Source organism: Mesorhizobium sp. P2_D5 (assembly GCF_056404355.1).
In genome coordinates this window covers 69772-94636 of sequence record NZ_JBFUEE010000006.1, presented here as the reverse complement: position 1 = coordinate 94636, position 24865 = coordinate 69772, and the positions used below count along the sequence as shown (strand labels likewise).

The following is a 24865-nucleotide window of genomic DNA, read 5'->3' as shown; positions in this document are numbered from 1 at the left end:
CATCTGTCGATCTCAAGCGTCCGCCCTCAATCGAATTGATCACGCAACGAATGCTGAGCCGCCATTCTGCGCAACGCTGCTGAGATACTGTGCAGGCGGCTTGCCCAGCGCCTTCTTGAACATGGTGATGAAGGCCGTGACGGACTCATAGCCGAGATCTGCCGAAACCTGCTGCACGCTTGCGCCCGAGGCCAGTTCCCGTATCGCGACGATCAGATGCAGTTGCTGGCGCCAGCGTCCGAAGCTCAGGCCCGTCTCTCTCACCACCAGGCGAGCCAGGCTGCTCTCGCTGAGAGCGACACGCCTGGCCCATTCGGCCAGATTGCTGCGGTCGGCAGGATTCTCGGCCAAGGCATCGACGATGCGCCTCAAGCGCGGCTCTGACGATATCGGCATATGCAGCTGCTGGACAGGCATGCGCGGCAGCTCGCTGAGCAGAACCGTCGTCAGCACGGCCTTCCGTGAATCGTCGTCCTGCCCGTGATCGGCCAGCTCGACGATCAGTTCGCGCAGCAGCGGCGAGATCGATAGTGTGCAGCACCGGTCCGGCAGATCGGCGGCTCCCGGCTCGATGTACACGAAGAAAACCCGGGCGTTGGCGGTGGCGATGTTGCTGTGCTCCATATCGCCGGGAATCCACACGCCGCAATGCGGCGGCACCATCCACAGGCCGCTGGGGACACGGCAGGTGACGCCGCCACTGAGCGCGAAGACAAGCTGGCCTTTGCGGTGCCAATGGGAGGGGACCTCGGCCCTGGTCTCGGTGACGTCGACGCGCACGGCAATCGCCGGCTCTGAAAGCGCATCCACATCGAAATCGAGCCAGGGGTAGCGAAGAGGCTGTCTCATGATTGACTGTTTTTAGCGATCGATTGCGTTGATAGCTAAATTATTCAAGTGGGAAAGTCGATAGGTTTCGGCCTGCGAATGAGCACGTCTGGGGCGCGCTGCGGGGTTCTTCGATCGGCGGCCATCTGCCCGCCAGCGAGACCGATGCATAGCAGCCGCCCCGAAGGCTATGCGTCCACCACGCAGCAATGAGGTATGAGCAATGCTCGCCCTGGTCATCTCTCCCGATAGCGCCACCCGGCTGAAACTCTCTGAGCTCGACGAGCCTCAGCCGGGCTCGAACGAGGCGCTTGTCTCGGTCCACGCAACTTCGTTGAACCGAGGCGAACTGCGCCTGCTCGCCATACGTTCAACCGGCTGGATACCCGGCCAGGATATCGTCGGGGTTGTCGAACGCTCGGCAGCCGATGGCTCCGGGCCAGCCGCGGGCGCCCGGGTTGCGGCTTTGGTCGACCAGGCCGGCTGGGCCGAACGCGTCGCCGTTTCAACCGACCGTCTCGCCGTCCTGCCGGATGACGTCAGCTTCGTCTCCGCCGCCACGCTTCCGGTCGCGGGCACGACGGCGCTACGGACCTTGCGCCATGGCGGTGACCTGGCCGGCCAGCAGGTCCTGATCACCGGCGCAAGCGGTGCGGTCGGTCGTTTCCAGATCCAGATCGCTCGCCAGCAAGGCGCTTCGGTGACAGCGGTCGCCGCCTCCCAACACCACGAGGATCTCCGCCGCCTGGGAGCCGGACGGGTTGTCGAGTCGATCGAACTCGCAGAGGGGCCGTTTTCGCTGATCACTGAATCCGTCGGCGGCGAAAGCCTCGCACACGCGATCGAACGCGTCGCACCTGGCGGGACCATCGTCATGTTCGGCTCGAGCAGCGGCGAACTCACGCCAGTCGGATTCCGCCAGTTCGTTCCGGGTCACGAGGGGGCGAGGCTTCAGACTTTCGCGTATTACACTTCCGGTTCAGGCATTGGCGCGGATATCGCCTCGCTGCTCGCCATGGTCGCGGCGGGCCGGCTCGAAACGCGCGTGGTCTTGACCGTCCCGTGGACAGACGTCGCCCAGGCCCTCGACGCACTGCGACAGCGCAGCATCAGCGGCAAGGCTGTTCTCACCATAAGCGGATGAGTTGGAGCAATTCCAGGAAAAGTGTGAAGCGGTTTTCCGTCCGGAATGGCGTCAAAACAAAGAAATCGATCCGCTCACACGTGCTGGCCGCCATTGATGTGGATTTCCGAGCCGGTCACGTAGGACGCCTGCTGCGAGCACAGGAAGAAGATGATGTCGGCGACCTCAGCCGTGGTGCCAAGGCGCCTGAGCGGGATCGTCTCGACGATCTTGTCCGTGCCCGGCGACAGGATCGCGGTGTCGATCTCGCCCGGCGCAATGGCGTTGACGCGAATGCCGTGCGGGCCGAAATCATGCGCCATCTCGCGCGTCAGCGAGCCGAGTGCCGCCTTCGATGTCGCATAGGCGGTGCCGGCGAAAGGATGCACACGCGTGCCGGCGATCGAAGTGACGTTGACGATCGAGCCCTTGGCCGCCGCCAATTCCTTAAACAGGCCGCGCGCCAGCATGATCGGCGCGAAGAAATTGACCTGGAACACATCGCGCCAGACATGCATTGGCGTGTCGATCGAGTCCATCCGGCTGTTGCCGTCCTTGAGCTTCGGCGAAATGCCGGCATTGTTGACCAACGCATGCAGCTGGCCGCCATGCGCCTCCAGCCGGTGGCGGATTTCCGACACCGCGATGCCGACATCTTCCTGGTCGGCGAGATCGACCTTGATGTGGTCTTCCGGCCCGGCCGGCCACGGGCAATCCTCGGCAAAGGCCTGCCTCGAACAAGTGATGACGCGCCAGCCCTCGCGCGAAAAGCGCTTGACCGTGGCGTGGCCTATGCCGCGGCTGGCGCCGGTCAGCACGATGGTTTTTCGGGTGTCGAGTTCAGCCATTTTGGGTCTCCAGTCGGCAGATGTAGCCGAATGCCGCCGACGTAGCGAGAGGCCGAAATGTCACCATTCGACCGGACATGAGACCGGGAAGCCGACAGGCCAGCGTCCTTCTCGCTAGTAGCAGGTCGGGCAATCAAAAAGCAGGGCGAGATTAAGAAGAAAAGTTGCCGGTGCCAAAAACCAGAGAACACATTGGAAGCCGACGCGTGATCTCCGCATCAGGAGCCCACAGACCCAGGCAATGCCATAAGGTACCAGACACCCAATAATGACCGTTCCGATGATCGCGCCTATTCTTTCGTGGAACAGATACGCTGGATCAGAAAAACGCAGGTTCGGCAAATGCCTGAACACCACAACGCACGCTGGCATCGACAATAGCAAGAGCCATTGCCACCAGCTCAAATGGTTGAATTTTTCCCTTTTGACGTCGTCCATTCCAGCCTCGTCCATCGGTAGCGACAGCCGACCGGCCTCCGGAGCAGCTTAGCCGCCGCCGAGGATGTCGAGGATCGAGGTCTGCTTCTTCTTCAGCGGACCGCCGACATTGCCGGGCGGCACCGGATGCTTGATCGAAGCGGTGGCGCCCTCGTCCTCCGGCATGGCAAGGCCATCGGCATCAACGGTCTGGGCGGGACGCACGGCGCGGACCGGGGTTGGCGGCGGCGTGACCGGCGCAGCAGCCTGCGCGGCCGGCGCCTGCTGACCAACGGAGGCGGGCGGAACCGGCGCCGGCTGGCTGTTGTTTGCCGAAGGTATCTCGTCGGGCACGATCGTGTCGGCGGGGGTCGACTTCCAGGTGCCGGGCAGCGGCCGCACCGGCACGCCCTCATGCGCGGCGACCATGAATTCGTGCCAGGCCTGCGCCGGCAGCGCGCCGCCGGTGACCTTCTTCATCGGGCTGCCGTCGTCATTGCCGAACCAGACGCCGGTGGTGAGATTGGCGGTGTAGCCGACGAACCACGCGTCACGCGAATTCTGGCTGGTGCCGGTCTTACCGGCCGACGGCCAAGCAAAAGCCGCCTTCCTGGCGGTGCCGGTCTCGACTGTGCCGGTCATCATCGAGTTCATCATTCCGACGATCTCGGGCTTGACGACGCGCGGCGCGCTGCCGCCGCCGCTGTCGTAGAGCACCTTGCCGTCGGTGGTCGTCACGCGGCGGATGAAATGGATGTCCGGCTTGTAGCCGCCATTGGCGAAGGGTACGTAGGCCGATGTCAGTTCAAGCGGCGTCACCTCCGAGGTGCCGAGCGCGATCGAGGTGTTGGACTGCAGCTCGGACTGGATCCCCATGCGGTGTGCCGCCTCGACGACGGCGTTCGGCCCGACCTCCATGGTCAGTTGGGCAGCGACCGAATTCAGCGATTTTGCCAGCGCGGTGGCCAGCGTCACCTTGCCGAAATACTTGCCGCCGTAATTGTCGGGCGTCCAGTTGCCGATCTTGATCGGCGCATCGTTGCGCACGCTGTCGGGCGTGCGACCGGCCTCGAGGGCGGCCATATAGACGAATGGCTTGAACGCCGAGCCCGGCTGGCGGCGTGCTTCCGAGGCGCGATCGAACTGGCTGGTGGAATAGTCGTAGCCACCGACCATGGCGCGCACGGCGCCGGAATCGTCGATCGACACCAGGGCGCCCTGGGTGACGTTCAGCTTCTTACCGCTGTCGTCGATCAACTTGCGGATCGACTGTTCGGCGAGTTTCTGCAGCGTCAGGTCGACGGTGCTGTCGACGACGATGTCGCCGCGCACGTCGCCGATCAGGTCAGGCAGTTCCTCCATGATGGTGTCGGCGACGTAGTTCTCCGAGCCGGTCCAGTACGACGGCGCGCGCGTCGCCGGCGCGCTCATCGCGGAAGTCAGCTCCTTGGCGCTGATCTTGCCCTCGTCGCGCATGGCGGCAAGCACGAGCTGCGAGCGTTCCTCGGCGGCCTTCGGATCGCGCGCCGGTGACAGCCGCGACGGCGCCTTCAGCAGGCCGGCAAGCAGGGCTGCTTCCGACAGGGTGACGTCGCGCGCGCTCTTGCCGAAATAGCGGCGCGAGGCCGCCTCGACGCCGTAGGCGCCGGAACCGAAATAGACCCGGTTGAGGTACATTTCGAGGATCTGGTCCTTGGTGTGCTTGTGCTCGAGCCATAGCGCCAGCAATACCTCCTGCACCTTGCGCTCCAGCGTACGGTCGGGCGTCAGGAACAGGTTCTTGGCCAATTGCTGGGTCAGCGTCGAACCGCCTTGCGAGAAATGCCCGCCAAGCAGATTGGTCACCATCGCGCGCGACAGCCCGATCGGGTCGATGCCGAAATGCGAGTAGAAGCGGCGATCCTCGATGGCGATGACGGCCTCGGGGATATAGGGCGACATTTCGTGTAAGCCGACGGCCTCGCCACCGCTCATGCCTCGATTGGCGAGCAGTTGGTTGTCGACTGAGACGATCTTGATGTTGGGGGCGCGGTCGGGGATGGACCAGGTTGTGGCCGCCGGCATCTTGGCGCCGTAGTAGATGACGATGCCGGCCGCCGCGATGCCGCCCCAGATGGCGAGCACGAAGCACCAGTAGAACAGCCGGCCGAGCACGCCGAACAGGCCGCGCCGGCTTCTGCCGCGCCCGCCGCGCGACGATTTTCCCTTGGCCGGCTTGCGTTTTGCGGAGGCTTTGCGGTTGCTCGGCACGACGCGATCCTCCTCGTTCACCGAAAGACCCGCCGAGGATTTCGCCTGCGGCGGTCCCTCGAAACTGGGTTCGATGCGACTGTCTCTGCGGTTCGCCATGCGCTGTGCTTGATATCCCCGATGCCTATGGCGTTCGGGTTGAAGAGTAGATGCGGCGGTTTAAAGGCGGGTTAAGTCGGGAAAAATCGAAGCAATGTGGATTCAATTGCTTGCGGATCGGCCGGAACGGCATATCAGCGCCGCCCGTTTACGCAACAAGACGGCGGCGGTCAGCGCCGGTCCGGCGCCGTCAATTCTGCTGGATCGAGATGCCTTTGTCGTCGATCTTGAGCTCGACGCCCTTCGGTTTGGTCTGCTCGCGATAGACATGGATGCCGAGCGCGATGACCACGACGACGAGCGCGCCAATGACGAGATAGAGCGTATTCTGTTTCATGGCGCGCTCTTTCGGTTGTCGAGCGTCAAGCTCGTTTCAGGACCTTGACCAGCACCAAAAGGATGATGGCGCCGATCGTGGCGTGGATGATCGCCGCGAGAACGCCGCCTCCGATGGAGAAGCCGATCCGCGGGAACAGCCAGCCGGCGATGAACGCGCCGACGATGCCGACGATGATGTTGCCGATCAGGCCGAAGCCGAAGCCGGACACGATGAGACCGGCGAGCCAGCCGGCGATGGCACCAATGATGATGAAGACGAGCAGGCTTTCGACACCCATGACGATTTCCTCCGAGCAAGAGGGCGAGCGCGGAGCGGAAAGCTCCGAATCGGCCTCGATATCAACGATTTCAGGCTATTCGAAAGCAGCCAGCCTCGCCAGCGGCGCGCTCATTGGTCGTCATCGTCGCTTGCGGCAGGCCGCCAGCTGGTCGGCTCGACCTTCTTTTGCGTATGGCTGTCGGTGTAGACCCACCAGCCGTCGTCGCGATATTGCGCGATGGATTCGTTGATGACGCCGTCGCTGTCCTTCCAGGTGACGGAGACCTTTGAACCGTCGGTCGGAGCGGTCGCTATCGGCTTTCTGTCCGCCATGTCATCCCCCCTTTGAACAGACCAGACTCAGCCGACACAACGCGGCGCCCTGCATCTGGTTCCAAACGGGTCGCCGGCAGCAGAGTCTAACCAAGGTCATCAGCTGTGGGCGAAGATATCCTCTTCGTCCCAGCCCATGAGATCGAGTTTGGCACGCGTCGGCAGGAAGCGGAAGCAGGCATCGGCCTCCTTGGTGCGCCCGTCTCGCGCCAGCCGCCCGGCCAGCACATCGCGCAAACGGTGCAAATAGAGCACATCGGAAGCGGCGTATTCGAGCTGTTCGGGCGACAGCGTCTCGGCCGCCCAGTCCGACGATTGCTGTGCCTTGGACAGGCCGACGCCGAGAAGCTCGAAGCAGATGTCCTTCAACCCGTGCCGGTCGGTGTAGGTGCGGGTCAGCCGCGAGGCGATCTTGGTGCAGAACACCGGCTCGGGCATCACCCCGAACGCATTGTAAAGCACGGCAAGGTCGAAGCGGCCGTAATGGAACAACTTGGTCACGCCGCGATTTCTAAGCAGGCTGACAAGGTTCGGCGCCTTCTTCTGGCCGGGTGCGATCTGGATCACGTCGGCTGTGCCATCGCCCGGCGAAATCTGCACCACGCACAGCCGGTCGCGATGCGGGTTGAGCCCCAGCGTCTCGGTGTCGATGGCCACCGCCCCGACATTGTAGTGCGACAGGTCGGGCAGGTCATTTTTGTGGAAACGGATGTCGGCCATTGTCTTCTCCGGTCGAGTCTGCGGCATCCCTTGAAGCGCAAGGGACGCCGTGTCGCTTTTGTCTCGTGGCCCGTCCTCGCCGCGATCCGCTGAAAAATCAACAGGAAAACTGGGGTCTCGCCGCCTCAGCGCGTCAACGCCTCCAGAATCCGCGCCCAGGAACGCTGGCCCTTGTGGAAGGAGCTGAGCTCGTATTTCTCGTTGGGCGAGTGGATGCGGTCATCGTCGAGGCCGAAGCCGACCAGCAGCGATTCCATGCCGAGATAAGTCTGGAAGTCGCCAACGACGGGAATCGAGCCGCCGCCGCCCGTCGTCACCGCCGGCTTCGGCCATTCGTCGGACAGCGCGTTCTTGGCCTTGGCCAGGAACGGCGAGTCATAGGAAAGCTGGATTGCCGGCGAGCCGCCATGCGGGTGGAATTCGACCGAACAGTCGGCCGGAATGCGCTCCCTGACGAACTTCTGGAACGCAGCGCGGATCTTCGCCGGGTCCTGCTTGTGGACGAGGCGGAACGAGACCTTTGCCGAGGCTTCCGCCGCGATCACCGTCTTGAAGCCCTTGCCGGTGTAGCCGCCGATGATGCCGTTGAACTCGGCCGTCGGCCGCGCCCACGTCAGTTCCAGCACTGAGCGGCCCTTCTCACCCGACGGGATCGACAGGCCGACGGGTCCGAGGAACGTCTCGGCCGTCTCGCCAAGCGTCTCCCATGATTTCAGGATCTGCGACGGCGTTTCCTCGACGCCGTCATAGAAGCCTGGAATGGTGATGTGGCCGTCCTTGTCGTGGATATCGGCCAAAACCTTGGCCAGGATGCGGATCGGGTTGGCGGCGGCACCGCCATAGAGGCCGGAATGCAGGTCGCGATCGGCGGCCTTCACCGTGATCTCCTCACCGACCATTCCGCGCAGCCCGACGCAGATCGACGGCGTGTCGCGGTCCCACATGCTGGTATCGCAGACCAGCGCGAAATCGGCCTTCAGCTCGTCGGCATTGGCTTCGAGGAACGGTTTCAGCGACGGTGAGCCGGATTCCTCCTCGCCCTCGAACAGGATGGTGATTCGGCACGGCAAATTGCCATGCACCTGCTTCCAGGCCCGGCATGCCTCGACGAAGGTCATCAGTTGGCCCTTGTCGTCGGCCGAACCACGCCCGGTGATCACCTTGTGGCCGGGCTCGATTTCCTTGACCGCAGGCGAAAACGGATCGCTTTCCCACAATTCGATCGGATCGACCGGCTGCACGTCGTAGTGGCCGTAGAACAGCACATGCGGCGAGCCGGCTGGTCCATCATGATGCGCAACGACCATCGGGTATCCGGGCGTGTCGCGCACGCTGGCGTCGAAACCGATCAGCTTGAGGTCTGCCACCAGCCATTCCGCCGCCTTGCGGCAGTCGGCGCCATAGGCCGGATCGGTGGAGATCGACTTGATCCTGAGCAGGCCGAACAGGCGCTCAAGGCTCTGGTCGAGATTCTTGTCGAGGCGATCGAGAACGGGGGAAACTGCGGACATTTGTGAAGCCTTTCGATTCAGTGCCGGGACCGTAAAGGCAGACTGGGCGAACGAAAAGCCCGGGACGATTGGACCAAGGCGCGCAATGCGCCTCGAACGACAAAAAAAGACCGCCGTGGTGGAGGGGGAACCACGGCGGCCTTCTACTCGAAACGATGCGGCAGCCCGGAGAGGGGGGATAGGCTGCCGCAGGTGTCCGGGATAGGCGGGGGACGGGCCTTGCTCCGGACTTCGGCGAAAACTGCCGATGACGTTTATTTGGGTCTTTGAACGTGGCGATTCAAGGGCATGAAAATTACACTTTTGTAACATGGGCGTGAGCAGTCCGGCCGCTGCCATTCTGTCAGGGTGTTGCCGGAACCGGTGGGTGCCGGCGCCTTTGGCATGGACCGCAGCATCGAGCCGCGCTATCCCTGCCGACATGAAAAAAGGCGATCATCTCTTCCTTATCGACGGCTCCGGTTACATCTTCCGTGCCTATCATGCACTGCCACCGCTGACCCGCAAATCCGACGGCCTGCCGGTCGGCGCCGTTTCCGGCTTCTGCAACATGCTGTGGAAGCTGATGCTGGATGCCCGCAACACCGATGTAGGCATTGTGCCGACGCATTTCGCCGTTATTTTCGATTATTCCTCGAAAACCTTCCGCAACGATCTCTACCCCGAATACAAGGCCAACCGCTCGGCGCCGCCGGAAGACCTGATCCCGCAATTCGGCCTGATCCGCCAGGCGACCAGGGCGTTCAACCTGCCTTGCATCGAGATCGAAGGCTACGAGGCCGACGACCTGATCGCCACTTATGCCAGGCTGGCCCGGGAAGCCGGCGGCGACACCACCATCATCTCCTCCGACAAGGACCTGATGCAGTTGGTCGGCGACACGGTCGGCATGTACGACCCGATGAAGGACCGCCAGATTGGCATTCCGGAAGTCATCGAGAAATGGGGCGTGCCGCCGGAAAAGATGGTCGACCTGCAGGCGCTGACCGGTGATTCCGTCGACAATGTGCCCGGCGTGCCCGGCATCGGGCCGAAGACGGCGGCGCAACTGCTGGAGCAGTTTGGCGACCTCGACGGGCTGCTGGCCCGCGCCGGCGAGATCAAGCAGGACAAAAGGCGGGAATCGATCATCGCCAACGCCGACAAGGCGCGCATTTCACGCCAGTTGGTGACGCTGAAGGCCGACGTTCCGGTGGCAGAGGGTCTGGACGACTTCATCCTGCACGCGCCGGACGGACCGAAGCTGATCGGCTTCCTCAAGACCATGGAATTCACCTCGCTGACCCGCCGCGTGGCGGAAGCAACCGGCACCGAGGCCGGCGACGTCCAGGCCGTCGCGGTGACCGTCGAGCGTGCCGACGCCGCGCATGGCCCCGATGTCGGCGCGGGAACTTCCAACGTCCGACCTGCCAAGACCGGCGGAGACGGCGCGGCAAACCAGGCCCCGGGCGCCGACAAACCCATCAGCGGCGACACCCCTTCCCTGCTCGCCGCACTGCGGTTGGAGAGCGCCGCCACCCGCAAGATCGATACGTCGGCCTATCATTGCATCCGCGATGTCGCGACCTTGAAAGCCTGGGTCGCCGAGGCAACCGAGACCGGGCTTGCCGCTTTCGACGTGAGGGCGACGTCGGCCGATCCGATGCAGGCCGAGTTGATCGGCATGTCCATTGCCACGGCGCCCGGCCGCGCCGCCTACATTCCTTTTGCCCACAAGAGCGGTAACGGTGATCTGCTCGGGGGCGGCGCGGTCGAAAACCAGATCCAGCTTCGCGAGGCGCTGGCCGTGCTGAAACCGCTGCTGGAGGACCGGTCGGTTCTCAAGATCGCACAGAACCTGAAATACGATCTGGTCATCATGAGCCGCTATGGCATCGATGTCGCGCCTTTTGACGACACCATGCTGATCTCCTATGTGCTCGATGCCGGCACCCCTCATGGTCACGGCATGGACTCGCTTGCCGAGAAATGGCTTGGCCACACCCCTCTCCAGCTCAAGGAGGTTATCGGCTCGGGCAAAAGCTCCGTCGGTTTCGATCAGGTCGACATCGACAGGGCGACGGCTCATGCCGCCGAGGACGCCGATATGACGATGCGGCTCTGGCTGGTGCTGAAGCCGCGGCTTGCCGCCAAGGGCCTGGTGTCGGTCTATGAACGGCTAGAGCGGCCGCTGGTGCCGGTGCTGGCGCGCATGGAACAGCGCGGCATCTCCGTCGACCGGCAGATCCTGTCGCGGCTCTCGGGCGAACTGGCGCAGGGCGCCGCTCGCCTCGAAGAGGAAATCTATCAGCTCATCGGCGAGCGCATCAACATCGGCTCGCCAAAACAGCTTGGCGACATCCTGTTCGGCCGCATGGGTCTGCCCGGGGGTTCGAAAACCAAGACCGGGCAATGGTCGACCTCGGCGCAGCTTCTCGAAGACCTCGCCGCCGAAGGCCATGAACTGCCGCGCAAGATCGTCGACTGGCGCCAGCTGACCAAGCTGAAATCGACCTACACCGATGCGCTGCCCGGCTTCATCCATCCGGACACCAAGCGCGTCCACACTTCCTACGCACTGGCGGCGACGACGACGGGCCGGCTGTCGTCATCCGATCCGAACCTGCAGAACATTCCGGTGCGCACCTCCGAAGGCCGCAAGATCAGGACCGCTTTCATCGCCGACAGGGGCAACCGGCTGGTCTCGGCCGACTATAGCCAGATCGAGCTGCGGGTGCTCGCCCACGTCGCCGAAATCCCGCAACTGCGACAGGCCTTCGCCGATGGCGCCGACATTCATGCCATCACCGCATCGGAAATGTTCAACGTGCCGGTAGAGGGCATGCCTTCGGAAGTCCGCCGTCGCGCCAAGGCGATCAATTTCGGCATCATCTATGGCATTTCCGCCTTCGGCCTCGCCAACCAGCTGTCGATCCCGCGCGAGGAAGCTAGCAACTACATCAAGAAGTATTTCGAGCGCTTCCCCGGTATCCGCGACTACATCGAGGAGACCAAGGCCTACGCCCGCGAGCACGGCTTCGTCGAAACGATCTTCGGCCGCCGCATCCACTATCCTGACATCCGATCCTCCAATCCCTCGGTCCGCGCGTTCAACGAGCGCGCATCGATCAACGCCCGCCTGCAAGGCACCGCCGCCGACATCATCCGCCGCGCCATGGTGCGCATGGACGAGGCGCTGGAGAAGGCGAAGCTGTCGGCCCGCATGCTGCTGCAGGTGCATGACGAGCTGATCTTCGAGACGGTCGAAGCTGAAGTCGAGGCGACGATCCCCGTCGTGCGTCACATCATGGAGAACGCGGCGATGCCGGCGGTGTCGATGTCGGTGCCGCTGCATGTCGACGCCCGCGCCGCCAACAACTGGGACGAGGCACATTGAAGTGAGTGAAATGCTGCCGTTTTCAACGGCCACATTCCTCTCATTCGCGCTGGCGTCGCTGTTGATCGAACTGACGCCAGGCCCCAACATGACTTACCTGGCACTGGTTTCGGCGAGCCACGGCCGCAGGGCGGGCTTCGCCACCGTGGCGGGCATCGCATCGGGTCTGGCGGCCATTGGCGGCATCGCCGCCCTGGGCGTCGCCGAAGTGATTCAGGCGTCGCCCTTGCTCTACGAGGGTCTCCGCTGGGCAGGCATTCTGTTCCTGCTTTATCTCGCTTGGGAGGGTTGGACCGCTGGAACCGATGTGGTTTCGAACAAGGGCAATCCGGGTGGGAAGTATTTCTGGCGCGGATTTGTCACCAATCTCCTCAATCCGAAGGCGGCGATCTTCTATGTCGCCGTGCTGCCGACCTTCGTCGAGGCCGGACGACCGATACTTGCGCAGACTGTCCTGCTTATCCTGACCTATGTGGCCATCGCGACAGCCATCCATGGACTGATCGTCGTGTTGGCGGGAGCGCTGCAGCCATTCCTCAACGATCCACGGCTGGAACGAACCAGCCGACGGCTGCTTTCGGCCTTGCTGGCGCTCGTTGCGTTCTGGTTCGCCTGGTCGACCGCGCGTTAGGCCGCTTCAGCCAAACACTTCGCACATGTCCCGCGAAATTCGATCACCGCCTTCTTGGCGGCGAAGCCTGTCGAGCGCACCCATTCGTCCAGCCGGTGGTCGACATCGTGATCGGACATTTCGGTGACCTGCCCGCATGTGTCGCAGATGGCGAAGGCGGTCATCGAATGGCTGTGGTCATGCGGCTCGGCGCAAGCGACGAAGGAGTTGATGCTTTCGAGCCGATGCACGAAGCCGGACTTCACCAGCGTGTCGAGCGCCCGGTAGACCTGCAGCGGCGCGCGAAAGCCGCGCTCACGCAGCTGGTCGAGCAGCGTGTAGGCGCTGAGCGGCCCGCTGGCGGCCTCGAGTTTCTCGAGCACGCACAGCTGGTTCTTCGTCAGTACATCCCTCGCCGCCATGATCCTGTTTCCAACCTGTCTTGCGTCGCTCGCGCATCATTTCCGCGCGCAAACGATCCCTACCCATCCAGATAGCGACGAACAGCCATTTTTGCTACTGTTTACAACATCTCTGCCCCCGAAGGGCTGTCGAGAAAGCCTATCGTTGACCGGAGCGGGGTAACAGGCGGGTTGCTCTGCGATGCAACATTCAAAATACTGACAAAATCTTCGGCAAGGATTGCCGCGCTTGGGAATTCGATCGGGCTTGGGGAAGCAATCATGATCAAATTGACGCGGCGGACGCTGCTGGTCGGCACGTCCGCGCTGACGATGGCTAGCGCGGTGTCGTTCAGGACCATGGCAGCATCGCGCACTTACCATGCGCTGCTGGTCGCCTGCACCGAATATCCGAACCTGCCGCAGAGGAACTGGCTGATCGGACCGAAGAACGATGCGGGCCTGGTCCACGAGTACCTGTTGAAGAACGTGCCCGACCCGGTGCGGTTCGCGGCCGAGAATGTCACGCTGCTGGCCAAGGACGTCCCAGGCGCAAATGGCTTGCCGACCCATGCCGCGATCAAGGCCGCGCTGGCCGACCTCGCCGCCAAGGTGCAGCGCGACGATTTCGTCTATCTGCACCTGTCCGGTCACGGCGCCCAGCAGCCGGAGAGGGTCAAGGGCGACGAGACCGACGGGCTCGACGAGATTTTCCTGCCCGTCGACATCGACAAATGGATCAACCGTGATGCGGGCGTGCCGAATGCGCTGGTCGACAACGAGATCGGTGCTGCGCTCGACGCCATCCGCAACAAAGGCGCCTTCGTCTGGGTCGTGTTCGACTGCTGCCATTCCGGCACCGCGACCCGCGCCGTCGAGGTCGACGACGAAATGGAGCGCAAGGTCGAGTTCGCCGACCTGGTCGGCGGCAGCGAAGCCGAGCGGGCCGCGGCGATCAAGGCCTATGACGAGGTGACATCCGCCGCCGGCTCGCGCGGCGTCGACGACAACGGCACGCGCAAGCCCGCTTTCAACCTGACCCCGACCGGCGGCGAACCGATCACCAAGGGCAAGCTAGTCGCCTTCTATGCCGCGCAGACGGTGGAGACGACGCCGGAGATGCCGCTGCCCAAGGGCACGACCGATGCACCCCGGTTCGGTCTGTTCACCTTCACCATCCTGTCGAAACTGGCCGAGAACCCGAACGTCACCTATCGCCAGCTCGGCCAGGCCGTGCTGCAGCAATATTCGGCCGACAGCCGCACGCGCCCGACACCGCTGTTCGAGGGCGAACTCGACGCCCGCGTGTTCGGCACCGACAAGACGGACGCGGTCATGCAATGGCCTGTTGTCATCAAGGACGGCGACGCGACGATCGGCGCCGGCCTGCTGCATCGCCTCACCCCCGGCAGCAAGCTCGCCATTCTGCCCTCGGCGCTGTCGCAGCTTTCTGACGCTGTCGGCTATCTCGAGGTGCAGTCAGCCAGGAACCTGGAGAGCCGGGTCAAGCCGGTCGAATTCGACAAAAAGCCGGCGCTGAAGCTCGCCGATATTCCCGCCAACGCCTATGCGCGGGTGGCCGAGATCGCCGTCGACTACAAGCTCGCCGTGGCGCGGCCGGCGGCGACCAAGGGACTGGAAAAGCAAACCGCTCTGGTCAATTCGGTTCTCGACGAATTGGCTACGGCCAAAGAAACCGGCTTCAACATCGAACTGGTCGACCCCGGCAAGAGCGCCGAGCTTCGCTTTGCGGTGATGCGCGAGAATGCCATTGCCGGCGCTGCCAAGGACGCGACCGACAAGCCGGCGCTGTGGTTCCTGCCGGCCTCGGGCGACGTGACCTTGAAGGACGGCAGCAAGCCGCCGCTGATCATCATTCACATGGATGACCGGAAAAAGCTGGTCGAGGCCACGACCAGAAATCTGCGCACCATCTTCCGTGCCACCGGGCTGTCGCGGCTGGCGGCGGCATCCGACTACAAGCCGGAGGACGTCGACGTCCAGTTCCAGGTCAAACGCCGTGACAAGGATGGTCTCGAACCGTTGCAGGCTTCGGTGGTGCCTCGCGTCTCCCCGGGCGACGAAGTGCATGTGTTGGCAAAGAACAGCTCTGATCTGCTGGTCGACATCAACGTGCTCTATGTCGGCAGCGACTATTCGATCACCCACATCGTCGCCGAGCGCCTGGCGCCGCAAGCCTCGATCGAAGAGGGGCTGCTGGCCTTCACCGACACCAGCTTCGGCATGGAAAGGATGATCGCGGTTTTGACCGAGGCGCCGCCGGAAAGCGAGAAGGAGGATCTGAGCTTCCTGGCGCAGGACGGCGTTGCCTCCATGACGCGCGGGCTAGGCCCTGCCAGCTTCTCCGACATGCTGACCGATATCGGCATGGCGCCGGCAACCCGCTCGGTGATGCGGCTCGCCGACAAGAGCGGCCCGAAGGGCGCGGTGATAATCTTCCCTATGGAAACGGTGCCACGCGCCTGACCGAATGCCGGCACAAGGGCCGGACCGGCTCTTGCGCGATCGGCGCGATATGAGAACATTCCCGGCGGGCGCAATGGCGCATGACGGCCTGACGAAGCGGATAGGATCGATTGTGAAGAAATATATGTTTTCCTGGCGTGGATCGGTGGCCGGCCTTGCCGGCAGCCTGTTGCTGATCGCCAATGCTTCGGCGGACGAGGCCTGCGGCCTTTGTGTCAATCAGATCGTCACCAACTCTGAACTGGCAACCTGTTTTCTCGATCAGTATGACCAGATCGCCAAAAGCGGCAACGGAGCGGTTGTCGTCGATCTCAGCAACTGCGCCTCGCGGGGCGTGGTCGAGGCGCTGCCATCACCGAACAAGGGGGCGGCGGAGCCCGATGTGCAGTTCATGATTTCGCGCCTGCAGCTGGAATGTTTGAAAAAGAAGCTGGAGGCGCCCGGCATCGTGCTGGATCCCTCCGCCGTCATCGAACTGGACAGCTGCCAATGAAAAAGCCGGCGGCCAACACCAGGCAAACGGCAGCTGCCGCCGCCACCGCAAAGGCGCCAGCCACGAAGCCGGCTTTGCCGGAAACCACCGAGGGGTTTCCCTGGCCGAGCAGCCACGAGATCAAGAAGGAAGCGAACCCGTTCACCGACCGCGACTGGCGCATGCTGGTCTATGCCTGGTCGGGCCTGCTGGTGCGTCTGGCCATCATCTTCACCTTGATGTTTTCGATCTACCAGTTCCTCGCCAACCAGGAGCAGAAGCGCGTCGAGCAGACCATGTCGCTGGTTGAGCTCTGGGAAACCAAAGACTATCAGCAGGCGCAACGCGCGCTGAAAGATCGTCTTGCGGCCCTCAATGCCAAATATGACAATCTGCTCAGCGCCAACCCCTCGCCGACCGAGGAGCAGGTGTTCCGGCAGCGGATCGGCATCGAGGCGATGACCGCCAGCGGTGGCGACATGCCACTCGCCGATTTCAGCGAAAACTTCGACCGCATCGTCTATTTCCTCAACCGCCTGTCGTTCTGCATCGACGGCGATCTGTGTTCGCGCAAAGTGACCGACGCTTATTTCCGCGACTATGCCGTCTCGTTCTGGAGTTATTTTGCCGGCTATGTCGACAAACAGCGCAAGGCGGGTTCACCGACTTTCGCCACGGCGATCGAGGCTTATGTGCGCAATCGGCAACCCGCGGGCGAAGTCAAATAGCGATGGGAGGAGCAGCCCGCCGCCTCCTGCGTGCCTGCTGCTGGCTCGCCATGGCCGGTGCGCTTGCTGTCGCATCGGCTGCTAACGCCGAAGAGGCGGCTGACTTCCACCTCGATCTCGACACCGGCGGTCATAGTGCACAGGTCACCGACCTCACCTTCACGCCCGACGGCGACGACATCGTCTCGGCATCGAACGACAAGACCATCCGCATCTGGGACTGGCAGAGCGGGGTGACGCTGCGCACCATTCGCGGCTATCTCGGCAATGGCAGCGACGGCAAGATCTTCGCGGTCTCGGTCTCGCCGGATGGCAAGACGATTGCCGCCGGCGGCTATTTCGGCGCCAGCCTCGGCGACAGGCCACCCTATGGCGACATCCGGCTGTTCGACTTTGCCACCGGCAAGATGAAGGCGGTGCTCAAGGCCGCCGACTACGCAACCTACGACCTCGCTTTCTCTCCCGACGGCAAAACCCTGGCTGCCGGTGGCGCCGACGGCGTCGTCTATCTCTGGCGGCTGGACGACAAATCCGCGACCGGGTGGACGCTGGACAAGAAGCTCGATGCCGATTCCTGGCACATCGACAAGCTCGCCTTCGCTGCCGCGGGGACTAGGCTGGCGGCGACCACCACCGACAACGGCATCCGGCTCTGGGACGTCGCAAAGGGCGAGGAGATCGCCTTGCCGGCCGAGGCCGAACCGTTGCGGGATATCAGTGTCATGGCATTGGCCGTCTCGCCGGATGGCAACCTGTTTGCCACCGGCAGCAAGGACGGGCAGGTGCAGCTCTGGCACGCAGCAGACGGCACAATGGTGCGCGCCATGCCAACGCAGGATTTCCTCGTCGGCTCGCTGACCTTTGCCAGGGGGTCGCGACTGGTCGCCTCCTGCGGCTATCGCTGCGCCGACAAGCACCGCTCCATCATCTGGAACACCGACACCGGCGAGAAGGTGCTCGACTATACCGGCCACGACGGCACGGTCTATGCCAGCACCGCCAATGCCGATGGCTCGCTGGTGGCAACCGCCGGCGGCACGCGCAACGCCATCCAGGTCTGGGATCCCACGACTGGCGAGCGCAAGGCCCTGCTGCAGGGAGTGGGTGAGCCGGTGACCGCCGTCGGCATCGACGTAGCGAATGACGTCATCGCCTGGGGCAATGCCAACCCTTGCCCCCAGCGCGTGTCCTGTCCGGAGGAACAAGGCGAACTGGACAACAGGCTGGTGCTGCCGACCACCGAGCGATTCTTCGACGACCCGCAGCCGCTGGCTGAGCCGGGCTCGTTTGCCCGCGCCGCGTTGACAGACGGCCAGTGGTCGCTGCGCGCCGGGGAAGGAGGCAAGGACGCGTTGGAAAACGCGGTGCTGGAGATCGCCAATGGCGGCAAGATGGTGCGCAGCATCGAGAACGATGCCACCAATGGCTTTGTCCATTCGGCCTTCACGCTGATCGATGACGGCCTTGGCCTGATCACCGGCGGCAATGACCGCACGCTGCTCGAATATCGGACCGCGACAGCGAGAGTGTCGGGCGAATTCACCGGCCATACCGGCGAAATCAATGCCATGGTCGCTTCGGAAAAAGCGGGCCTGCTGGTCACCGGCAGCGCCGACCAGACGCTCAGGCTCTGGAATCTGAAGACGCACGAGCTGATCGTCTCGATGTTCTTCGCCGGCTCGCAATGGATCGCCTGGATGCCGCAGGGCTACTACTATTCCTCCGATGAAGGCGACAAGCTGATCGGCTGGCAGGTCAACCAGGGCCGCGACCATGAAGGCCGCTTCATCCGCGCCGGCCAATTGAAGAAATATCTCTGGAGCCCGGAGATGGTTCGCCGCGCGATCATCCTGCGCAGCGCCAAACAGGCGGTCAAGGAGATGCGGCCAAGCGTCGACAACGAACTCCAGAAACTGCTGCAGCGCAAGCCACCGGAATTCGACATCCGCCTCGCCACCGACCAGAGCAAGGTGCGTGACGGTTATGTCGCTGTCGAGATCACCGGTGCGGGGCAAGCCGGGACCGATGTCGCCGGCTTCTCGATCCTGTCGAACAGCCGCAATGTCGGCGACGTCACCGCCCGCTCGGTGGACGGCGACAACACCATCGTCGAGATACCGGTCGAGAATGGCGAAAACACCATCCGCATCACCGGCACCAACGAATTCGGTTATCTGACCGAACGCAGCGTAACGGCTCTGGCAAGGAAGACCGAGAAGTCCGAGGCCAAAGGCAAGCTCTATGTCGCGGTCATCGGCGTCGACAAATATCCGTTCCTGAACGACGCCTGTTCGGGCCACGCCTGCGACCTGCGCTACCCCGTCGATGATGCCACCGAATTCCTCAAGGTGATTGCGCAGAAATCGGCGCCGCTGTTCTCATCGATGGAGACGCTGGTTCTGGTCAACCGTGAAGCGCTCGATGAGGCCCCCGACAAGGCCAAGCAGACTTATTCAATCGCCAGCGCTGACGCCATCATGGAGCCCGACTCCGACACGATCGACGACCAGCTCGCCGATTTCCTCGACAGACCGGGCGAGCACGACACCACGATCATCTTCGTCGCCGGCCACGGCATCAACATCGACGAGGACTATTATTTCATCCCGACCGACGGCCGCAAACAGGATGCCGAGCGCTGGAAGCGCTCCTCGCTTGTCGACTGGTCGGACATCCAGAAATCGGTCGAGCGGGCCAAGGGCATGCGCTTCATGCTGCTCGACACCTGCCATGCCGCCAACGCCTTCAACCCGCGCCTGGAAAAGGACGCGCAGGATGCGCGCATCGTCGTGTTTTCGGCCACCGCAGCCAACAACACCGCCGCCGAACTGCCCGAACTCGGACACGGCGTCTTCACCTATTCGATCCTCGAAGGCCTGCGCGGCAAGGCCAGGACGTCGGACGGCGGCGTCACGCTGTTCGGCCTTGCCGACTACATTTCACGCGAGGTGGTGCGGCTGACATCATCGAAGCAGAAGCCGTTCTACTATGTCGGCGGCGTGGAGAACATCGTGCTCGCCGAGCCATGAGGGGACTGCGCCAAGACACCCCCCTCGCGCGACTGTGGCCGGCAATCGCAGCAATGCTATTCTGCCTCTTTACCCCACTCTTTCACGCCGTTGCCGCGCCCGTAATTTGCCCGCCCGGCGCTGACAACTTTCCGCCCTTCTACGATGACGCCAAACTGTTCAAGGATGCCATCGCAAAGGTGGCCGATATCGAACCATCGAACCAGCGGCTGACCGGCATCACCGTCCCGCATCATCTCCTGGCCGCGGACCTGGTAGCGCTGGGGTTCCGGGCGGCGTCCGGCTTCCGCTACAAGCGCATCGTCATCCTGTCGCCAGACCATTTCCACAAGACGCGCAAACTGTACGCCACCTCGGTACGCGGCTTCGATACCGTGCTTGGCCCGGTCGCCGCCGACGTCCAAGCAGTACGCCAGCTCGAAACGCACGGCGACATGGTCGAGGAGTCCTGCCTGTTCGACAAGGAACATGGCGTGCGCGCGATGCTGCCTTTCCTGCACCACTACTTCCCCGAGGCGAAAATCGTGCCCGTGGCGATGTCGGTCAAGGCGCGGCGCGGCGACTGGGACAGGCTGGCCGAGGCCCTGAAGCCGATCGTCGACCAGGACACGCTGATCGTCGAATCCACCGACTTCTCGCACTATCTGCCGCAGCACGACGCACGGCGCTTCGACCAGCAGACGCTGAACATGCTGGCCGCCGGGTCGCTCGACGGCATAGCGGCGCTTCGCCAGCCCGCTCACGCCGATTCCGTCGGCGCGCTCTACATCCAGACCAGGCTGCAGCGCGAACTGTTCGGCGCCCAGCCGCTGGTCGTCGCCAACGAGAATTCGCAGGAACACACGCCGGACTATGTCGAGCGGACCACCAGCTATGTCGTGGCGCTGTTCGGTGCCTTCGCTCCCGGTTTCAACAACCCGGCACGGCCGAAGGACAGGATCTACTATCTGGCCGGCGACGTGAATTTCGGCCGTGCCATGAAGAAGATACTGGTCCGCGACGGTGTTGCCGACCGGATCGTTGACAGCGTCCTGGCGCTCACCGGTTCACGGCCGCTGATCGTCAACCTCGAAGGCGTCATCCTGCCCAACGTGCCGGAAGCGATCGACGACATGACGCTGGCGATGCCGCAAGACCTGGCCGTCGACATGCTGAAGAGGCTGCATGTCGCCGGTGTCGGGCTCGCCAACAATCATGCCTATGATCTCGGCCCGTCAGGCTATGCCGAGACGCTGCGCGCGCTGAACGAAGCCGGCATCCCGCATTTCGGCCAGGGTGAGACGCTGGCGCTTGCCGATCTCGACCTTGTCGGCCTGACCGACATCGACACCAACGGCTCGAAGAACACCGATCTGCTGACGCCTGCCCTGCTTGATCGGCTGCTGCACGAAAACGCCGAGCGGCCGGTCGTCGCCTTCGTCCACTGGGGCCGCGAGTACGAGACCGAACCGTCGGCGCGCGAGGAGATGCTTGCCGACCAGATGCGGCTGCGTGGCGCATCGGTCATCGTCGGCGGCCATCCGCATGTATCGAGCGAGGCGATCGTTCCGCTTGCCGGCGGCGATGTTGCGGAGATCTATTCGCTCGGCAATTTCCTCTTCGACCAGAGCGCCGAGCGGTCGTCGGGATCGATGCTGGAACTGCGCGTCTTCGCCCAGGGCACGATGTTCACCCGGCTTTTGCCGCTGCCCAACTATTTCGAGATGGGCCGCAAATAGGCGCGCCAGGGTGTGTTGAGATTCAGGTCAAGCCGAGCCGGAAGCTGCCGTTTGCAGGCCGGCATCACCTGAATATCGATGCACCCCTAACCGCAGCCGACCATATCGCGCGGCAGATAGCAGGCCGCCGGCTCGGTCTTGGTCTCGAACAGCGACTGCTTCGGCCGAAAATAGAAGAAGGTGACCGGCTTGCTCTCGCGCACGCTGCCATCGGCAAAATGCGCGGCGATGCTGAAGCTATGGATCGACGACATCGACGACCACATCTTCAGCCGCGCCGTGTAGGCGCTGATCTTCTTGTTGCCGCGCACCGGCATGGCGATGGTGTAATCATGCTTGCCGATCGGGAACTCGATGTTCTGGTAGCGCATCGCTTCCGGCGTGCCGCCGCCGCCATCGCCGCATTCGGCCATCGCTTCCGGCGTCTCGAAAACAGCCATGGTGATAGAGGTGCGGAACGGCTCGCTCTGCTGGTAGACATGACCCTCGTCGTCCGACCAGGAATAGTCGAACTTGCCGATCGCATTCAGCGTCATCGCCTGTTGCATGGTGCCGAGATAATCGGCGACCTCGCCGAACTTGATCTTGTTGGTGAGCTGGCTGCGGCAGACGTTGAGACTATCGACAGAAGGACAGGGAAACCGCCCCGTCTCCAGGCTGGCCGTGTCGACGCCAGCCTCTGCGAGCACGCTCTTGATCGACACGTCGACGCCCTCGCCGAAACTGCCGACACCCTTGCTGAACATGCGGCTGGGATCACCTGTCGGATTGCCTTCGTCGTCGACCGTGGTGAACTGGATCGACAACTTCATGTCCTTGGGCTCGCCCCAACCATTGTTGATGATCGAGAAATCCGGACGGAAGCCGACGCAGCCGAAATGCTCCGATATCGACAGCATCGGCTTGCGATAGGCATCACTGGCGGCGACCTTCATTTCCAGACTGTCGAGCTTGACCCTGGACTGGTCTGACGTCTTCAGGTCGACCTCGGCAAAGGCCGGCGCCTCCTCCCAGTTCATACCTTCATAGACATTGCTGGTGGTGACCTGGCCGGTGCCGTTCCAGCTGTCATTGTACTGGTCCGACAGCGGATAGATCGCGATATCCTCGTCGCGCACCAGATGCTGGTACTGCATATCGGACTGCTGGGTCATGCGCTGGTCGACCGCAACGCCGATCTCGACCTTGTCGGCATCGCCGCCACCGGTCTGCGCCTTGAGCAGCCCGCCGACCCTGGCATCGGCCAGCACGTCGGGACGCATTCCGCCGACCTCCTTGCCCATCGCCCATTGCGACTCGTAGATTGTGCCTCCGGCAAGCCGCGTGCGGCCCTTGCCGTTCTTCAACCCGTCGACAAATGAGCCGGCAAAAATCTCGCCGGTCCTTGACAGCAGTCGCCCCTCGCCATTCGGCGCGCCGGCGACGAACTGCCCCTCATAGCGGTTGCCGTCGGCGTCGACATGAATACCCGTCCCGTCGAGTTGCCCGACACGCCAATGCCCATCGAAAACCTCGCCCGAGCGCAGCTCGAGCCGGCCTTGCCCGTCGGGCCGGCCATTGCGGATGTCACCGAAATAGCTGGAATAGATGGTTTTGGGATCATAGCTCGCCGAGCCACGCACCCGCCACACGAGCCTGCCTTTGCCGTTGATGGTGCCGTTCTCAGTGATCGTCAGGTCGGGCGACTGGCCGGCCGCCGGCTCCCAGACGAAATCGAGATTCTTCTCCGGATGGAAATCCCAAACCCGGACCGTCCTGCGCAGCACCGAGCGCGTGTCTGCCTGGTAGAGGATCTGCACCCGTTCAGCCCAGGCGCCACCGGCAGGACCGGTCGCCGGATCGGCGTAGGCCGGTGATAATGTCAGCGCGGCCAGCATCGATGCGGCCGCGATACCGAACACTGCCCTAGTCCGCGCCATCCTTTGAGCCCCTTTGGATGCCAACCCCTTGGCCCTTTGAAGCGTAGTCGGCGAGCCGGCCTCGTGCAAGAGAAGCCGCATGGGAAGCATCGGCATGAAAAAAGGGCGGCGGGATTGCCCCGCCGCCCTTTGTCTTCACGGTGATTGCGTAGCGATTATTTGTACAGGCTGTTGATCCACTGGATGTTGGCCGCGTTCAGGCGCACGGCGGTGTTCGCGTCGGGGCTTTCGGCCACGTTGACACCGGTGATGATGCGCTGCTTGGAGTTGTTGTCATAGGCATAGACCGAGCTGCCGCTCGACCCCGGGAACGTATCGCAGTCATACTGGAAATATTCCGGAGCGATGTTTTCGGCATGCACTTCGCAGTTCGCCTTCCACATCGTGCCCATCGGCTTGTCGCCGGGGTAGCCGACGAGGTTGGCGGTGAAGTCGCCGAGATCGTCATAGTTGGCGTAGCCCAGCCAGCCGAGGTTGGTGCCGACATCCTGCTTCAGCGTGATGATGCCGAGATCCCACGGGATGACCGAACCATAATAGCCCTGGTAGTTGTCGATGAAGCCCTGCAGCACGTAGGCGCTCTCATAGGTGAAGGCGCCGAACGGTGCGTCGTCGGCTGTGCTGCCGTTGAGGCCCGGCACGAACAGATATTCGGAGAGCCAGTCCTTGTCCTCGTGGCTGTAGAGGCAGTGCGCCGCGGTAAGCACCGTGCGCGGGCCGATCAGCGTTGCCGAGCAGCTGCCATAGTTGCCCGTCTTCGGCGATTTGGCTTCGAGATAGCCGATTGCCGAGAACGGATAGGTCTTGGTGTTCTTGACCTGCTCACGGTCGTCGGTGCCGAAAACCTGACGGCCGGCTTCGCCTTCGCCAAGGTCAGGATCTTCGGTCTTGCGCTGCGCCCCGTCTTTTCCATTGGCCGGCGCATTCAGTTCCTTGATGATCAGATCCCGCAACGCTTCGCTCGGCTCGATCTTGATCTCCTTGCCATCGGCGGAACGTCCGACGATGCCATAGGATTTGACAGCCGTTGCCTCGTCAGCAAGCGGCGCGGCGCGGCTGTCTTCGTCAGTCAGCTTCGGCGACGCGATTGGTTTTGCCCGCCCGGGCTTATAGTCGCCTGAAGTTACGTCCCGCATGCTTTCGCCATTACCGGCACTGGCGGAGCCAGGATCGGCGGCGAAAACCGGGACCGTCCACATTGCAGTTGAAAGCAATGCGGACGCAATGATAGCGTTTGTCAGTTTTGTCATGGTGAGACTCTCCCAAAAGTCAGCAAGGACTTGATCAAAATACAGAAATATTGTCGAGATCGTGGTGAAGCCGAAAAATGAGTTTGGTTACCGGCGCCTGAACCTGATCATCACCCCACGCGGTCTGTCGAAGGCCCCCGCCAAAGAC

General features: G+C 63.0%; 20 protein-coding genes. 8 read left to right on the top strand and 12 right to left on the bottom strand.

Features of this window, described 5'->3' with window-relative positions:
* Positions 1–39 precede the first annotated feature (39 nt).
* Complete coding sequence (locus AC1DYW_RS24330; RefSeq protein ID WP_477227888.1) at positions 40–849, bottom strand: AraC family transcriptional regulator; 810 nt, start codon at positions 847–849, stop codon at positions 40–42.
* Positions 850–1051: 202 nt separating this feature from the next.
* Here AC1DYW_RS24330 and AC1DYW_RS24325 point away from each other — a divergent pair, with 202 nt between their 5' ends.
* Positions 1052–1972 (top strand): zinc-binding dehydrogenase, encoded by a 921-nt coding sequence (locus tag AC1DYW_RS24325; protein WP_477227887.1) that lies wholly within the window; start codon positions 1052–1054, stop codon positions 1970–1972.
* Between the two features lie 74 nt (positions 1973–2046).
* Here the strand turns inward: AC1DYW_RS24325 and AC1DYW_RS24320 are convergent, their stop codons facing one another.
* The 8 genes from AC1DYW_RS24320 to AC1DYW_RS24285 form a co-directional block, all read right to left on the bottom strand.
* Positions 2047–2799: an SDR family NAD(P)-dependent oxidoreductase gene (locus AC1DYW_RS24320; RefSeq protein WP_095199543.1), complete on the bottom strand. Its 753-nt coding sequence runs from the start codon at positions 2797–2799 to the stop codon at positions 2047–2049.
* Between the two features lie 114 nt (positions 2800–2913).
* Complete coding sequence (locus AC1DYW_RS24315; protein ID WP_477227886.1) at positions 2914–3237, bottom strand: hypothetical protein; 324 nt, start codon at positions 3235–3237, stop codon at positions 2914–2916.
* A 48-nt stretch (positions 3238–3285) separates the two neighbouring features.
* Complete coding sequence (locus AC1DYW_RS24310; protein WP_477227885.1) at positions 3286–5565, bottom strand: transglycosylase domain-containing protein; 2280 nt, start codon at positions 5563–5565, stop codon at positions 3286–3288.
* Between the two features lie 190 nt (positions 5566–5755).
* Entirely contained in the window at positions 5756–5902 is a 147-nt protein-coding gene (locus tag AC1DYW_RS24305) for a hypothetical protein (RefSeq protein WP_477227884.1), read from the bottom strand.
* A gap of 25 nt (positions 5903–5927) precedes the next feature.
* Positions 5928–6182, bottom strand: a complete 255-nt coding sequence (locus AC1DYW_RS24300; protein ID WP_457153965.1) for a GlsB/YeaQ/YmgE family stress response membrane protein — start codon at positions 6180–6182, stop codon at positions 5928–5930.
* Between the two features lie 110 nt (positions 6183–6292).
* Positions 6293–6496 carry a hypothetical protein gene (locus AC1DYW_RS24295; RefSeq protein WP_095084999.1) on the bottom strand — a complete coding sequence of 68 codons (204 nt, stop codon included), beginning with the start codon at positions 6494–6496 and terminating at the stop codon, positions 6293–6295.
* Positions 6497–6595: 99 nt separating this feature from the next.
* Positions 6596–7216 carry a ribonuclease D gene (locus AC1DYW_RS24290; RefSeq protein WP_095084743.1) on the bottom strand — a complete coding sequence of 207 codons (621 nt, stop codon included), beginning with the start codon at positions 7214–7216 and terminating at the stop codon, positions 6596–6598.
* Between the two features lie 125 nt (positions 7217–7341).
* Complete coding sequence (locus AC1DYW_RS24285; RefSeq protein WP_477227883.1) at positions 7342–8727, bottom strand: M20/M25/M40 family metallo-hydrolase; 1386 nt, start codon at positions 8725–8727, stop codon at positions 7342–7344.
* A 421-nt stretch (positions 8728–9148) separates the two neighbouring features.
* On the opposite strand from AC1DYW_RS24285, the gene polA reads away from it, so the two are divergent.
* Together polA and AC1DYW_RS24275 are read left to right on the top strand one after the other, a co-directional pair.
* Positions 9149–12103, top strand: coding sequence for a DNA polymerase I (gene polA / locus AC1DYW_RS24280; protein ID WP_477228089.1), 2955 nt, complete (start codon positions 9149–9151; stop codon positions 12101–12103).
* A gap of 10 nt (positions 12104–12113) precedes the next feature.
* Positions 12114–12734, top strand: coding sequence for a LysE family translocator (locus tag AC1DYW_RS24275; RefSeq protein ID WP_477227882.1), 621 nt, complete (start codon positions 12114–12116; stop codon positions 12732–12734).
* Here AC1DYW_RS24275 and AC1DYW_RS24270 read toward each other — a convergent pair.
* Positions 12731–13135 carry a Fur family transcriptional regulator gene (locus AC1DYW_RS24270; protein ID WP_095084745.1) on the bottom strand — a complete coding sequence of 135 codons (405 nt, stop codon included), beginning with the start codon at positions 13133–13135 and terminating at the stop codon, positions 12731–12733. The two genes, AC1DYW_RS24275 and AC1DYW_RS24270, sit on opposite strands and share 4 nt — an antisense overlap.
* A 261-nt stretch (positions 13136–13396) precedes the next feature.
* Here AC1DYW_RS24270 and AC1DYW_RS24265 point away from each other — a divergent pair, with 261 nt between their 5' ends.
* The 5 genes from AC1DYW_RS24265 (at position 13397) to amrB (ending at position 21548) form a co-directional block, all read left to right on the top strand.
* Complete coding sequence (locus AC1DYW_RS24265; protein ID WP_477227881.1) at positions 13397–15601, top strand: caspase family protein; 2205 nt, start codon at positions 13397–13399, stop codon at positions 15599–15601.
* 73 nt (positions 15602–15674) lie between these two features.
* Positions 15675–16094 (top strand): hypothetical protein, encoded by a 420-nt coding sequence (locus tag AC1DYW_RS24260; protein WP_457152401.1) that lies wholly within the window; start codon positions 15675–15677, stop codon positions 16092–16094.
* Positions 16091–16801 (top strand): DUF4760 domain-containing protein, encoded by a 711-nt coding sequence (locus tag AC1DYW_RS24255; protein WP_457152400.1) that lies wholly within the window; start codon positions 16091–16093, stop codon positions 16799–16801. Before AC1DYW_RS24260 ends, AC1DYW_RS24255 begins: the two co-directional genes overlap by 4 nt.
* A gap of 2 nt (positions 16802–16803) precedes the next feature.
* Entirely contained in the window at positions 16804–19830 is a 3027-nt protein-coding gene (locus AC1DYW_RS24250) for a WD40 domain-containing protein (RefSeq protein WP_477227880.1), read from the top strand.
* Positions 19831–19883: 53 nt separating this feature from the next.
* On the top strand, positions 19884–21548 hold the full coding sequence (amrB, locus tag AC1DYW_RS24245; protein WP_457152398.1) for an AmmeMemoRadiSam system protein B: 1665 nt from the start codon (positions 19884–19886) through the stop codon (positions 21546–21548).
* Positions 21549–21634: 86 nt separating this feature from the next.
* On the opposite strand, the gene AC1DYW_RS24240 is transcribed toward amrB, so the two are convergent.
* Both AC1DYW_RS24240 and AC1DYW_RS24235 read right to left on the bottom strand, forming a co-directional pair.
* Positions 21635–23449, bottom strand: coding sequence for an MORN repeat-containing protein (locus AC1DYW_RS24240; RefSeq protein ID WP_477227879.1), 1815 nt, complete (start codon positions 23447–23449; stop codon positions 21635–21637).
* 173 nt (positions 23450–23622) lie between these two features.
* The gene (locus AC1DYW_RS24235) at positions 23623–24717 is read right to left on the bottom strand and encodes a trypsin-like serine peptidase (protein ID WP_477227878.1); all 1095 of its coding nucleotides are present in this window, start codon (positions 24715–24717) and stop codon (positions 23623–23625) included.
* Positions 24718–24865 lie beyond the last annotated feature (148 nt).

Bases quoted from the DNA above. Each gene is read 5' to 3' on its own strand.
- AC1DYW_RS24295 (WP_095084999.1), bottom strand. From the start codon at position 6,496: ATGGCGGACAGAAAGCCGATAGCGACCGCTCCGACCGACGGTTCAAAG.
- AC1DYW_RS24310 (WP_477227885.1), bottom strand. From the start codon at position 5,565: ATGGCGAACCGCAGAGACAGTCGCATCGAACCCAGTTTCGAGGGACCG.
- amrB (WP_457152398.1), top strand. From the start codon at position 19,884: ATGCTATTCTGCCTCTTTACCCCACTCTTTCACGCCGTTGCCGCGCCC.
- AC1DYW_RS24275 (WP_477227882.1), top strand. From the start codon at position 12,114: ATGCTGCCGTTTTCAACGGCCACATTCCTCTCATTCGCGCTGGCGTCG.
- AC1DYW_RS24320 (WP_095199543.1), bottom strand. From the start codon at position 2,799: ATGGCTGAACTCGACACCCGAAAAACCATCGTGCTGACCGGCGCCAGC.
- AC1DYW_RS24250 (WP_477227880.1), top strand. From the start codon at position 16,804: ATGGGAGGAGCAGCCCGCCGCCTCCTGCGTGCCTGCTGCTGGCTCGCC.
- AC1DYW_RS24305 (WP_477227884.1), bottom strand. From the start codon at position 5,902: ATGAAACAGAATACGCTCTATCTCGTCATTGGCGCGCTCGTCGTCGTG.
- AC1DYW_RS24290 (WP_095084743.1), bottom strand. From the start codon at position 7,216: ATGGCCGACATCCGTTTCCACAAAAATGACCTGCCCGACCTGTCGCAC.
- AC1DYW_RS24285 (WP_477227883.1), bottom strand. From the start codon at position 8,727: ATGTCCGCAGTTTCCCCCGTTCTCGATCGCCTCGACAAGAATCTCGAC.
- polA (WP_477228089.1), top strand. From the start codon at position 9,149: ATGAAAAAAGGCGATCATCTCTTCCTTATCGACGGCTCCGGTTACATC.
- AC1DYW_RS24235 (WP_477227878.1), bottom strand. From the start codon at position 24,717: ATGACAAAACTGACAAACGCTATCATTGCGTCCGCATTGCTTTCAACT.
- AC1DYW_RS24330 (WP_477227888.1), bottom strand. From the start codon at position 849: ATGAGACAGCCTCTTCGCTACCCCTGGCTCGATTTCGATGTGGATGCG.
- AC1DYW_RS24300 (WP_457153965.1), bottom strand. From the start codon at position 6,182: ATGGGTGTCGAAAGCCTGCTCGTCTTCATCATCATTGGTGCCATCGCC.
- AC1DYW_RS24265 (WP_477227881.1), top strand. From the start codon at position 13,397: ATGATCAAATTGACGCGGCGGACGCTGCTGGTCGGCACGTCCGCGCTG.
- AC1DYW_RS24255 (WP_457152400.1), top strand. From the start codon at position 16,091: ATGAAAAAGCCGGCGGCCAACACCAGGCAAACGGCAGCTGCCGCCGCC.
- AC1DYW_RS24260 (WP_457152401.1), top strand. From the start codon at position 15,675: ATGGCGCATGACGGCCTGACGAAGCGGATAGGATCGATTGTGAAGAAA.
- AC1DYW_RS24270 (WP_095084745.1), bottom strand. From the start codon at position 13,135: ATGGCGGCGAGGGATGTACTGACGAAGAACCAGCTGTGCGTGCTCGAG.
- AC1DYW_RS24315 (WP_477227886.1), bottom strand. From the start codon at position 3,237: ATGGACGACGTCAAAAGGGAAAAATTCAACCATTTGAGCTGGTGGCAA.
- AC1DYW_RS24325 (WP_477227887.1), top strand. From the start codon at position 1,052: ATGCTCGCCCTGGTCATCTCTCCCGATAGCGCCACCCGGCTGAAACTC.